The sequence below is a fragment of the Hyphomicrobium sp. genome, assembly GCF_020852195.1.
Taxonomy (GTDB): Bacteria; Pseudomonadota; Alphaproteobacteria; order Rhizobiales; family Hyphomicrobiaceae; genus Hyphomicrobium_C.
This window is the reverse complement of the sequence record NZ_JADZBI010000240.1, coordinates 1-11975: the sequence shown is the minus strand read 5'-3', so window position 1 is coordinate 11975 and position 11975 is coordinate 1. Positions and strand designations below refer to the sequence as shown.

General features: G+C 66.7%; 12 protein-coding genes. 6 read left to right on the top strand and 6 right to left on the bottom strand.

Features of this window, described 5'->3' with window-relative positions; all coding sequences use genetic code 11:
• A partial coding sequence (locus IT540_RS19765; RefSeq protein ID WP_291181593.1) for a bifunctional ornithine acetyltransferase/N-acetylglutamate synthase occupies positions 1-653 on the top strand: 653 nt, incomplete at its 5' end.
• A gap of 14 nt (positions 654-667) precedes the next feature.
• The gene (locus IT540_RS19760; RefSeq protein WP_291181592.1) at positions 668-1330 is read left to right on the top strand and encodes a thiopurine S-methyltransferase; all 663 of its coding nucleotides are present in this window, start codon (positions 668-670) and stop codon (positions 1328-1330) included.
• A 57-nt stretch (positions 1331-1387) separates the two neighbouring features.
• On the opposite strand, the gene IT540_RS19755 is transcribed toward IT540_RS19760, so the two are convergent.
• The 4 genes from IT540_RS19755 to bioB form a co-directional block, all read right to left on the bottom strand.
• Positions 1388-2644 (bottom strand): adenosylmethionine--8-amino-7-oxononanoate transaminase, encoded by a 1257-nt coding sequence (locus tag IT540_RS19755; protein ID WP_291181591.1) that lies wholly within the window; start codon positions 2642-2644, stop codon positions 1388-1390.
• Entirely contained in the window at positions 2644-3270 is a 627-nt protein-coding gene (gene bioD / locus IT540_RS19750) for a dethiobiotin synthase (protein WP_291181590.1), read from the bottom strand. Before bioD ends, IT540_RS19755 begins: the two co-directional genes overlap by 1 nt.
• A gap of 129 nt (positions 3271-3399) precedes the next feature.
• Positions 3400-4533, bottom strand: coding sequence for an 8-amino-7-oxononanoate synthase (locus tag IT540_RS19745; RefSeq protein WP_291181589.1), 1134 nt, complete (start codon positions 4531-4533; stop codon positions 3400-3402).
• Positions 4506-5612 carry a biotin synthase BioB gene (bioB, locus tag IT540_RS19740; protein ID WP_291181588.1) on the bottom strand — a complete coding sequence of 369 codons (1107 nt, stop codon included), beginning with the start codon at positions 5610-5612 and terminating at the stop codon, positions 4506-4508. Before bioB ends, IT540_RS19745 begins: the two co-directional genes overlap by 28 nt.
• Before the next feature lie 234 nt (positions 5613-5846).
• On the opposite strand from bioB, the gene IT540_RS19735 reads away from it, so the two are divergent.
• The gene (locus IT540_RS19735; protein ID WP_291181587.1) at positions 5847-6134 is read left to right on the top strand and encodes a hypothetical protein; all 288 of its coding nucleotides are present in this window, start codon (positions 5847-5849) and stop codon (positions 6132-6134) included.
• Positions 6135-6212: 78 nt separating this feature from the next.
• Here IT540_RS19735 and IT540_RS19730 read toward each other — a convergent pair whose 3' ends face one another.
• Positions 6213-8216, bottom strand: a complete 2004-nt coding sequence (locus tag IT540_RS19730; RefSeq protein ID WP_291181586.1) for a PhoX family phosphatase — start codon at positions 8214-8216, stop codon at positions 6213-6215.
• Between the two features lie 276 nt (positions 8217-8492).
• Between IT540_RS19730 and IT540_RS19725 the strand changes: the two genes are divergently transcribed.
• Positions 8493-9002, top strand: coding sequence for a phasin family protein (locus IT540_RS19725; protein WP_291181585.1), 510 nt, complete (start codon positions 8493-8495; stop codon positions 9000-9002).
• An 88-nt stretch (positions 9003-9090) separates the two neighbouring features.
• Here IT540_RS19725 and IT540_RS19720 read toward each other — a convergent pair whose 3' ends face one another.
• A complete protein-coding gene (locus tag IT540_RS19720; RefSeq protein ID WP_291181584.1) occupies positions 9091-9696 on the bottom strand; it encodes an invasion associated locus B family protein in 606 nt (201 codons plus the stop codon).
• Positions 9697-10180: 484 nt separating this feature from the next.
• Here IT540_RS19720 and coxB point away from each other — a divergent pair, with 484 nt between their 5' ends.
• Together coxB and IT540_RS19710 are read left to right on the top strand one after the other, a co-directional pair.
• On the top strand, positions 10181-11065 hold the full coding sequence (coxB, locus tag IT540_RS19715; protein ID WP_291181583.1) for a cytochrome c oxidase subunit II: 885 nt from the start codon (positions 10181-10183) through the stop codon (positions 11063-11065).
• Positions 11066-11154: 89 nt separating this feature from the next.
• Positions 11155-11975: cbb3-type cytochrome c oxidase subunit I (locus tag IT540_RS19710; protein ID WP_291181582.1), on the top strand; the 821-nt coding region annotated here is incomplete at its 3' end.

Below are 11975 nucleotides of genomic sequence, written 5' to 3'. Positions count from 1 at the left end.
TCTGCTTCATCTTCACGGATGCCGCCATTGCCGCCAAGCCGCTGCAGGCGCTGCTCTCGGAGCACGTCGAGACCACGTTCAACGCGATGACGATCGACGGCGATACGTCGACCAGCGACACCTGCCTCGTGTTCGCGACGGGGACGGCCGCGGCGCGCGGGCAGGAGCCCGTCACCAAGGCCGGCAGCAAGAAGCTCAAGGCGTTCTCGGCGGCGCTGCACGACCTGCTGCGTGATCTCGCCATCCAGGTGGCGAAGGACGGCGAGGGGATCTCGAAGTTCGTCACGTTCGAGGTCGAGGGCGCGGAGAGCCGCGAGGCAGCGCGGAGGATCGGGCTTGCGTGCGCAAACTCGCCCATCCTCAAGACTGCGATCGCGGGCGAGGATCCGAACTGGGGGCGCGTGGTGATGGCGGTCGGTAAGGCCGGCGAGGCTGCGGACCGCGACAAGCTCGCGATCTGGTTCGGCGAGCACTGCGTGGCGCGCGAGGGCGAGCGGGCGGCCGAGTATGACGAGGCGACGGTAGCCGCCTATATGAAGGGGCGTGAGATCACGATCCGCATCGATGTCGGCGTCGGCCATGGGGCGGCGCATGTCTGGACCTGCGATCTCACGCACGACTACGTGTCGATCAACGCGGACTACCGCAGCTAGGAGGGCGCGCAACCGTGACGCCGGATTTCTGGATCGAGCGCTGGCAGAAGGGCGAGATCGGCTTCCATCAGGCGGCCGGCAACGATCTCCTGCAGAAACACTGGTCTTCGCTCGGGGCAGCGCCGGGCAGCACGGTGTTCGTGCCGCTGTGCGGTAAAAGCCTCGACATGGTGTGGCTCGCCGGGCAGGGGCATCGCGTGATCGGCGTCGAGTTGTCGCCGCTGGCCGTCGACGATTTCTTCCGGGAGCTGGGCGTCGAGGCCGACACGCGGACGGCGGGGGCGCTCGTCGTGCGCACGGCGGGCCCGATCACGATCTGGTGCGGAGACATCTTCGATCTTCCTGCCGAGGTGGTGCGCGAGGTCGGAGCGGTCTACGATCGCGCGGCGCTGGTCGCGTTTCCGCCGAGCCTGCAGGCGCGCTATGCGCAGCGGCTCGCAGACATCCTGCCGGCGGGCGTGCCGACGCTCCTCGTCTCGCTTGCCTATCCGCAGGAGGAGATGTCCGGGCCGCCGTTCTCGACGCCGCTGGCCAGGGTGGCGGAGCTGTTCGGCAAGACGCACGATATCTCCCTCTACGAGAGCCGCGACGGGCTCGCGCAAAGCCCGAACCTCCGGGAGCGCGGCCTCTCCGCGCTCGAGGAAGCCGCCTACGTGCTGAGGCCGAAGGCCGCGTGATCGCGTGGGGGACCGCTCGATGACCTTTCAACGTCGAGACTGTTGAAATGAGCCGTCTCAGGCGAGCACGTCCGGGGCGGAGCGGATGGCGTCGTAGACGAGGGCGAGGTCGGAGGCGGTCGTGCAGTAGGGCGGCATCACGTAGATGGTGTTGCCGAGCGGGCGTAGCAGGATGCCGTGTTTGAGGAAGTGCGCGCGGAGCCTCGGGCCGGCGGTGGCGAGATAACCGCCGTCGGCGACCTTGAGGTCGATGGCCGCGATGGTGCCGATACAGCGCGGGTTTTCGAAGCGCGTGTCGTCGGCGAGCGTGGCGAGCGCGCTCGCCTGCAGCCCGGCCAGCTTCGTGATGCGGTCCAGGACCGGCTCGTTGTCCCAGATCGCGAGGTTGGCCGCTGCCGCCGCGCAGCATACTGGGTTCGCAGTGTAGCTCGACGAGTGAAAGAATGTGCGCGTGCGGTCCTCCGAGAAGTGGGCCTCGAAGATCCGCGGTGTGGCGAGCGTAGCGGCGAGCGGCAGCGATCCGCCTGTGAGGCCCTTGGCGAGGCAGAGGATGTCTGGCGTGATGCCGGCCTGCTCGCAGGCGAACAGAGTGCCGGTGCGGCCCCAGCCGGTCATCACCTCGTCGGCGATGAAGAGCGCGTCGTGGCGCTCGCAGATGCGCTTCATCTCGGCCAGCGTGTCGGCGCCGTAGATCAGCATGCCGCCGGCACCTAGGATCAGCGGCTCGACAACGAATGCGGCGAGTGGCGCCTCGCGGCAGGCGGCTTCCAAGGCGTCCAGTGTCTCCTGCTCGCGGCCGGGATGCGGAAACGGTATGCGCACGACGTCGAACAGCAGCGGCTCGTAGGCGGCGTTGAACACGCCGCGGGCGCCCGCCGACATGGTGCCGATGGTGTCGCCGTGGTAGCCGTGCTCGAGGGCGGCGATGCGGGTCCTCGGCTGGCCGATATTGCGCCAGTAGCCGAGCGCCATCTTCAGCGCCACCTCGACCGACGTCGAGCCGCTGTCGGAGAAAAACACGTGGGCGAGGCCGGGCGGTGCCACGTCGACGAGCTTGTCCGCGAGCCGCTCGGCGGGCTCGTGGGTGAAGCCCGCGAAGATCACATGGTCCAGCCGGTCGATCTGCTCGCGCACGGCAGCGACGATGGCCGGATGGCGATGGCCGTGGGTGACCACCCACCACGACGAGATGGCGTCGAGGATGCGGCTGTTGTCGTGCGTCTCGAGCCAGGCGCCCTTGCCGCGCGAGATCTTCACCGGATCGGGCTCGAGGGCGTGCTGGGTGAACGGGTGCCAGACGATATTGCGCGCCATCAGCGGAAATCCTCGAGACGGAAGTGCGCGGCGAAGGCGTCGGCCAGCTTGGCGGGCGTGAGGGCGTCGAGGGGCGGAAGACGGCCCAGGTGGCGCACGTTGCCCATCTCGGCGATGGTGCGCTCGGTGTCGGCGATCTCCTCGCCGACGAAAGCGATGCCGAGGATCGGGATGTTGCGGCCGTTGAGCGCCTCGATCGAGAGCAGGCTGTGGTTGATGGTGCCGAGCGCCGTGCGGGCGATAAGTACGACCGGCAAGCGCCAGGAGGCGAAGACGTCGATCATCAGCGTCTGGCGGTTCACGGGCACCATGAGGCCGCCCGCGCCCTCGATGACAAGCGGGCCTTCGATGCTCGGTAGCCCGAGCTGAGCCAGGCTGATTTCGGTGTTTTCCGCCTCGGCGGCGCGATGGGGGGAGGCGGCCATGGCGAGGCGGTAGGCCTCGGGATAGATGCGGTCGGGTGCGAGGCCGGAGAGTGCACGGACGCGCGCGCTATCACCGCCGTCGGCGACGCCGCACTGGATGGGCTTCCAGTAGCTCGCTGGAAGTGCGCCGGCGAGCGCGGCTGCGAAGACCGTCTTGCCAACGCCGGTGTCGGTGCCCGTGATGATGAGGCCTTGCGTCATGGCGCGCCCTTCACCTTTCCCGTTGGGGAGAGGTTGCGCGGCGGTCCATGCGAGCCATGGCTTCACCATGATGCTGCCCTCTCCACAAGGGGGAGGGGGATGACGTCAGATTTTCCATCTGACAAGGCGTCATGCCGGCACCCGCTGGAGCACGGCGGCGAGGGTGTCGAGCAGGCGGGCGGTGGCGGGCTCGCCGGCGTTGAGGGTCAGGGAGATGCGCAGGCGCGCGCTGCCTTCGGGCACCGTCGGTGGACGCACGGCGCGTACGTCGAAGCCCTCTGCCACGAGTGCCTTCGCCACCGAGACCGCGCGCTCGTCGGTGCCGAGGATCACGGGCTGGATGTGGGAGCCGGAGGGCGCGATGGCGCAGCGGCGCTCGAGCTCGCGCCCGGCGAAGGCGACGAGGCTCGCGAGGCGCTGGCGGCGGCCCGCGTCGCGGCGGACGAGGTCGAGGGCGGCGCGCACGGCGGCGGCCATCAGCGGCGAGGGCGCGGTCGCGTAGATGAAGGGCCGGGAACGGTTGACGAGGAAGTCGCGGATGAGGCGCGGGGCGAGCAGCAGCGCGCCGCTGGCGCCGAGCGCCTTGCCGCAGGTGTGCAGCGAGATGACGTCAGGGGCGCCTTCGAGCGCGTGGGCGAGGCCGCGACCCTCGGGGCCCAGCACGCCGGTGGCGTGGGCCTCGTCGACGACGAGCATGCCGTCGTGGCGGCGCGCGACAGCAATGAGGTCGGCGAGGGGCGCCTGGTCGCCATCCATGGAGTAGAGGCTTTCAACGGCGATCCAAGGCCGGCCGGTGCCGCCCGCCGCGCGCCAGCGGGTGATGGCATCGTCGAAGCTCTGGGCGTCGTTGTGGGCGGCTGGGGCCACAGTCGCCTTGCCGGCGCGCATGCCGTCGATGACGCTGGCGTGGATCAGCGCGTCGTGGACTACGAGGTCGCCCCGCGTCGGCAGCGTCGCGAACAGCGCGTAGTTGGCGAGGAAGCCACCGCCGAAGTAGAGGCAGCTCTCGGCGCTGAAGAAGGATGCCGCCTCGGCTTCGAGCGCCTCATGCTCGGGATCGTTGCCGCGCAGCAGACGCGAGCCGCCGGCGCCCACCGGGACGCCGCGGTCGAGGGCGACCGCGACGGCTTGCGCCAGCTCAGGCGAGGCGGCGAGCCCCAGGTAGTCGTTGGACGAGAAGTCGATGCCGCTGCGAGGTTGAAGCGCGCGCAGCCGCCCCCGGCGCTCGAGCGCCCTCAGCGCCCGCTCGTGGCTGTCCGGCATGATGCGTTTCCGCTGCAGCCGCAGCCGGCGTGCTCCGCATGGTGCTCTGCATCTGCCGGCGTGGCCGTGTCAGTGCCGCCGTCGCCTTCGAGGGCCAGCGGCTCGATGCCGAGCTTGTTGAAGAGAACCTGGTCCTTGTCCTCGCCGGGGTTGTCGGCGGTCAGCAGCGTGTCGCCGCAGAAGATCGAGTTGGCGCCGGCGAAGAAGCAGAGCGCCTGCATCTCGTCGCTCATCTCGGTGCGGCCGGCCGAGAGGCGCACGAACGACTTCGGCATCATGATGCGGGCCAGTGCGATGATGCGCACGAACGCGATCGGCTCGACCTTCTTGCGGTTCTCGAGCGGCGTGCCGGGAATGGGGATCAGCATGTTGATCGGCACGCTCTCGGGATGCTCGTCGAGGTTGGCGAGCGTCACCAGCATGTCGATGCGGTCCTCCTCGGTCTCGCCGAGGCCGATGATGCCTCCCGAGCAGACCTTGATGCCCGCCTCGCGCACGCGGGCCAACGTGTCGAGCCGGTCGGCGAAGGTGCGGGTCCTGATGATCTCGGAATAGTAGCGCTCGGAGGTGTCGATGTTGTGATTGTAGTAGTCGAGGCCGGCATCCCGGAGCTTCACGACGTCGTCGTCGGAGAGCATGCCGAGCGTCATGCACGTCTCCATGCCGAGCGCCTTCACCCCCTCCACCATGGCGACCACGGTCTGCATGTCGCGCGCCTTGGGCTGCCGCCAGGCGGCGCCCATGCAATAGCGCGTGGCGCCCTGGGCCTTGGCCTTCCTCGCCTCCGCGAGGACGCGCTCGACCTCCATCAGCTTGGTGGCCTTGAGGCCGGTGCCCGAGGCGTGGTGCGCGGACTGGCTGCAGTAGCCGCAGTCCTCGGCGCAGCCGCCGGTCTTGATGGAGAGCAGGCGGGCGAGTTGCACCTTGTTGGGGTCGAAATGGCGGCGCTGGACGCTGGCGGCCCGGAACAGGAGATCGTTGAACGGCAGGTCGTGGATGGCCTGCGCCTCGGCACGGGTCCAGTCGTGGCGGACGGGGTCCGCGGCGGTGGCAGGCGTCGGGACGACGTGCACGTTCATCGAAGTCTTCTCTCCGTTGCTTCGATACGATGTTTGCACCGCGAAGGGACGGGACCGCAAGGCTCAATTTGTCGTCCGCCGCGCCCTGCAGAAGGTCGCCGTTCGACGATTGTCAACCATATCGGCCCAATCCCCGCTTGCGCTTGGCACGGACATGGTCAAGGCTCGTCGGTGCTCGTTCGATTTGCGTCGGTCAACTGCGCGAAATCGAACTATTTATTGGGGAGACCTACCATGGATCTGACACAATTGCTCATCCAGGCCGCGAGCGGTGCCATCGGCGGCAACGCCGCAGCCGCAGCGACCAAGAACGATGCGCTCGGGACGCTGGGCAACACCATTGCCGGCGCGCTCGGCGGCGGCCTCGGCGGCCAGCTGCTCGGCCCGCTTCTCGGGCTCGGTGGGGCGGCAGCCTCGGGCCTCGACATCAACGCGATCATCACTGGCTTCGCCACCGGCGGCGTCAGCGGCGCGCTGACGGCTCTGGTGCTCGGCTTCATCAAGGCCAAGCTCGCCGGCTGAGCTCTTTCACCCGCAGTGAAAAGGGCGGGAGATCCGAGGGAGGAGCGGATTCCCCGCCTTTGTCGATCGGGTGGCGCGTCAGCCCGCGATCCTGCCGCCGCCCTTGCGCGTGATGGCGACAATGGCCGGACGCGGCGGTACGCCGTCCTTGAAGTCGGGCCAGCGCGTGGTGGGCGCAGTGAAGGTCGAGACGACGTCGCCGCCGATCTCGGTCTCGCCAGGGTGCTGCACGGCGACGAAGAAGGTCTCGAGGTCCGGCGTGAAGCACGGACCGCACATCTCCGCCCCCACCGGAACCTGAAAGAAGCAGCGTGAGGTGCCGCGTCGCGGCCCCTCGGTCTCGACGGCCCAGACGCCATCGGCACGGCCGGTGCGGCGTGGAGAGTTGCCGTCGGTCGTCACCCAGAGGCGTCCGTCCGCGTCCACGGCGAAGTTGTCCGGCATGCCGAACCAGCCGTTCTCGGTGGTGGCCGCGTTGAAGGTGGCGCCGACCTCGGCGATGGCGGGTGATCCGCACTGGATGAGGATGTCCCACGTGAAGGTATCGGCCGTGTGGTCCCCGCCGTGCGGAACGATCTCGATGATGTGGCCGAACGCGTTGCCGGCCCGCGGGTTGGCGGCGTCTGTCCGGTCCTCCTTTCGCTTGGTGTTGTTGGTCAGCGCCAGATAGACCTTGCCCGTTCTCGGATTGACGTCGATGTCCTCGGGGCGGTCCATTCGGGTGGCGCCGAGCAGGTCGGCGGCGAGACGTGTGTGGATCAGCACGTCGCCCTGGTCCTTGAAGCCGTTGGCATCGGTGAGCCAGACCTGGCCGTCCTTGTTCGGGGCTCCGTGAAGCAACGGCAGCCATTCGCCGGTGCCGTCGGCGTTGAAGCGAGCGACCGAGAGCATGCCCTTGTCGAGCAGGTCCCTGTTGACGGTGCGATTGTCGGGGTCGACCTTTCCGTCGGTGACGAAGCGGTAGACGTAGTCGAAGGCCTCGTCATCGCCCTGGTAGAGCACGAAGCGGCCGTCGGCGTTGATGATGTTGCCCGCACCCTCGTGCTTGAAGCGGCCGAGCGCAGTGCGCTTGATGGGTATCGACGTCGGGTCGAAGGGGTCGATCTCGACCACCCAGCCGAAGCGGTTCGGCTCGTTCGGCTCTTTCAGCACGTCGAAGCGGTCGTGGAAGCGGCCCCAGGCGTACCACTCGGCGGGGGCGCCGTAGCGGCGCAGCGCGCGGGCCTCGAGCGTCAGCGGCTCGGAGGCCGCCTTGCTCCAGAAGTAGCCGTTGAAGTTCTCCTCGCAGGTGAGCCACGTGCCCCAGGGGGTGATGCCGCCGGCGCAGTTGTTGAGCATACCGCGTACGCGTGTGCCGGTAGGATCGGCCGAGGTCTTCATGCGGTCGTGACCGGCTGCGGGGCCCGAGATCAGCATCTCCGTCTCTGCAGTGATGCGGCGAGCGTATTTCGATTCCGGAACGACGTGCCACTTGCCGCCCTCACGGCGGACCTCGAGCACGGCACCGCCGTGCGCCATCATCTCGGCGTCGACGATCTCGCGCGTGACGGCGGCGAAATCGGCGTTCTTGTCGCTGCGCGGTGAGAGGCCCGGAAACATCAGCTCGCCGTTGGTGTACTCGTGATTGACGACCAGGAGGCCGTGGTCCGAGCGTCCGTCGAGCGGAATGAAACCCAGGAAGTCGTTGTTGTAGCCGAACTGCTTCGTCTGGCCTGCGGCATCGGGCTTGCCGGGCTCGAAGGCTGGCGCGCCGGGCAGCACGGCGTCGCCCCAGCGGATCAGGACGTCGGCGTCATAGCCTTCGGCAACATGATGGGTCTCGGAGGCCGGTGCGACCGCCAGCTCGACGAAATCGAACGGCGAGGCGGCGATGCCCGCGGCGTCCGCTGGCGTTGCCGCCGCCAGGGCTTGTGGCCACAGCACCTCGGATGCGACCGAGATGGCGACGAGGCCCTGCATCAGGTCGCGGCGTGAGAGGCGCGCGGCGACCATGTCGCCCAGCGTCGGATTGCGGCTGGCGTTGGAGCCTTCGTTCTCGGCGGCCTCGAAGGCGACGGACGGCGGAAGGGGCGCGCGCGGCATGAAAAACCTCGGAAATGGGACCGAGCGTTCCTTTAGCGATCTTAGATCACTCTCTCATGACGCTTGTGGGCGCAACGTATGGGAAAGTCGCAGTATCCGCAGGTGAACATTTGCGGGAGAACGGGCGCCGGATACTTATCAACATTTCGTTATTGTCTTCTTTCTATCGAATTGATCTTGATCATTGGCATCGGCGGCAGGTCATGCCTAGCTTTTAAAAAGCGGCAATCACGAGAGCCGGCCCATGAGCCGGGTCCATGTTTAGGGAGTGATGCGATGGATACGGGCCACCAGACGGATTTCGACCCCAAGGCGTTCGGGCCCTTTGGAGCTTTCTACCAGGCCTACTTCAGTGCCCTTGAGAACATCGGCCGGGCGTACGGCGTGCCGAGCCCCGTTGCGACGGATTTTGCTCCCAATGCCATGTCGCAGCGGCTTGGCGCTCCGTTCAAGGCCGCAGCCCGCACCCAGCTCGAGGTGCTCGGGCTCGTCAACCGGCGGACGCAGGCCTATCTGCACGTGCCGACGCTGCTTGCGCGGTGCCGGACACCGCAGGATCTCGTCAACGCCCAGATGGCGTTCTGGCGTACGGCCGGCGAGCAATATACGGATGCCGCGCGTAAGGTCTTCGACGCGTGGACCTCCCAGGATGCCTGGTCCTACTCCAACGGGCGTCCCGCCGCTACGGCGCGCGACTACATCAATTTCAACGGGACCGGCAGCAAGGAGCGAGGCTCGCACGCGGGGCCGGAGCAGCCGACCGGGAAGCAGCGCCGCGTGGCCTGACCACGCGCAGCTGATAAGATGATCAGACTAGGCGCCCGGGGCAATCATTGTCCCGGGCGTTTTGTTCGATGGGGTCACGACGCGGTGCTCAGTTGAGAGCCGTCAGCCCCTCTGCGAAACCCGCGAGCGAGATCGGGATGCCGATGCCCGCCTCCTCGGTCTGGAAGATGATGAAGATCGCGGTCTTTCCGGTCTTCAGTTGCTCGACGAGCTTGTCCTCGACCGTGACCTGCGCATAGCAGGCGAAGGTGTGACAGCGGAGGAACGGCGCGTGGCCGATGTCGGCCCCGTCCACCTTGAGGCCGATTCCTGGCGGCAGCAGCACGCCAACGGGTGCGAACACGCGAAGCACCTTCGTGCCGTTCGAGAACTTCTGGAAATAAATGGTCAGGCCGACGTTCTTGCGATCCTCGGCGGTGACGCTCTGGACGAGCGCGCACACCTCGTTCTTGGCCCCGGGCGGGGGCGGTTTGCAGACGTATTGCCAGTCGCCGTACTGGCCCTTGACCTCACCGCCGAACTGCTGCTGAAGCGCTGCCTGCCTCTGGTCGTCCGCCGTGTCGGCGCGGGCGGCTGCGCCGATCCCTAAACCCGTCTCTGCAAGTCCCGTTAAGAGGACGCTTAACGCAGCGCACAAGGTGCTCAGCCGGGCGAGGCGCGCAGACCGTGCCGGGTGGCCGATGGGGAATGGCATGGGAATCGAAACGTCCTCGATGAGCCGCGAAGCGAAGGCGCCGGATGCCTGCAAACAAACCGCCGACGGCGTCTAGCGCACTCCGCTCGTCTCGGCGAGGAAAAAGGCCAAAGTGGGACTCGGATTTCTGATGTCCTCGTGCCGGGCGCGGGGCCGATTGCGCCACCCTCATGCTGCGACGCAATACGTGGTTCGTCCTTCCCTCCGTAGCGGCAACGCGTAGTTATGACGCAGAAAACTTGACTTGAGCCGAGTTTGACGATTGTGCTGTGTGTTGGTTGGGGGAGTTTGCCGAAACCGTGTGCACTCAAGGTGGCGAGTGCGGCAAAAAACGCGGTTGTCGCACGATCCCGCCGACTTGGCGGCGACGTCAGGCGGGAACGATCGGCAAGATCGAAACGACCGACATCAGGGAGATTTCCGGCGGGTATAGCCGGATGCGGAATCGGGGAGCGGATTAATGCTGAAATGGATTCGGATGTGCATGCCTCAGACGGCGCTGGCCGGGCTCGCAGCCCTGCTCATCGCGCCGGGGACGGCGATCGCCGCCAACGGTCTGGGACATCCTCTGCCCAAGCAGATGGGACTTCAGGAGGCCGCCACACCGATCGCACGTGAGCTGCACGCCTTCTACGACCTCACGAATACCATTATCATCGCCATCGCGATCTTCGTCCTGATCCTGCTCCTCTATGTGATGTTTCGCTTCAGCGAGAAGCGCAATCCCACGCCCAGCACCACCACCCATCACACGCTCCTCGAGGGGGCCTGGACCGTCATCCCCATCCTGATCCTGGTGGTGATCGCGATCCCGTCGTTCAAGCTGCTGATGAACCAGTACACGTACCCGCAGCCCGACCTCACCATCAAAGCCATCGGCAACTCCTGGTTCTGGGAGCACGAGTATCCGGACCACGGAAACTTCAACATCACCTCGAACATGCTGACCGACGAGGAGGTGGCGGAGCGTGAGGCCAAGGGCATTCCCTCGCCGCGCCTGCTCGCCGTCGACAACGAGATCGTGGTGCCGGTCAACAAGGTCGTGCACGTGCTCGTGACCTCGAACGACGTGATCCACAATTGGACCGTGCAGTCGTTCGGCTCGAAGGTCGATGCGGTGCCCGGCCGCGTGACCTCGACCTGGTTCCAGGTCGAGAAAGAAGGCATCTACTACGGCCAGTGCTCCGAGCTCTGCGGGCTCAATCACGCCTTCATGCCGATCGCCGTGCGCGTCGTTTCCGACGAGGTGTTCAACGAGTGGGCGGGCGCCATGCAGGCGAAGGACCGCAAGAAGGCGCGGGAGATCCTCGACAAGGTCGCTCTCGAGCAGGCGGGTCGCAAGACCGTCGCCGAGAGCGCCGGACAGTAAGCGCGCCAGAACTCAGCGGGCGGGTCCGCAAGGACGGCCGCCTTCGAAACGAGCAATGGAAACACCCAGGTCAACAAGGGTTTCGAACAATGGGTAGCACCACCGCACACGCCGGCCACGACGATCACGACCACGCGCCAACCGGGCTCCGTCGCTGGCTGTTCTCGACGAACCACAAAGACATCGGAACGATGTACCTCATCTTCGGTATGATCGCCGGTATCATCGGTGGCGGGCTGTCGATCGCCATGCGCCTCGAGCTGGCGGAGCCGGGGATGCAGTACTTCTCCAATCCGCACATGTTCAACGTGTTCGTCACCGGCCACGGCTTGATCATGGTGTTCTTCATGGTCATGCCGTCGACCATGGGCGGCTTCGGCAACTGGTTCGTGCCGTTGCAGATCGGTGCGCCGGACATGGCGTTCCCGCGCATGAACAACATCTCGTTCTGGCTGCTGCCGGTTGCGCTCGGGCTGCTGCTCATCTCGATGTTCGTCGAAGGCCCCTCGGGCATGAACGGCGTCGGCGCGGGCTGGACGATCTACGCTCCGCTCTCCACTTCGGGTCATCCCGGCCCTGCGATGGATTTCGCGATCCTGGCGCTGCACGTCGCGGGTGCCTCCTCGATCCTCGGCGCCATCAACTTCATCACCACCATTTTCAACATGCGCGCACCGGGCATGACGCTGCACAAGATGCCGCTGTTCGTCTGGTCGGTGCTGATCACCGCCTTCCTGCTGCTGCTGTCGCTGCCGGTGCTGGCGGGCGCCATTACCATGCTGCTCACGGACCGCAACTTCGGCACCACGTTCTTCGGAGCGGCCGGCGGCGGCGATCCGCTGCTTTACCAGCACCTGTTCTGGTTCTTCGGCCACCCCGAAGTCTACATCATGATCCTGCCGGCGTTCGG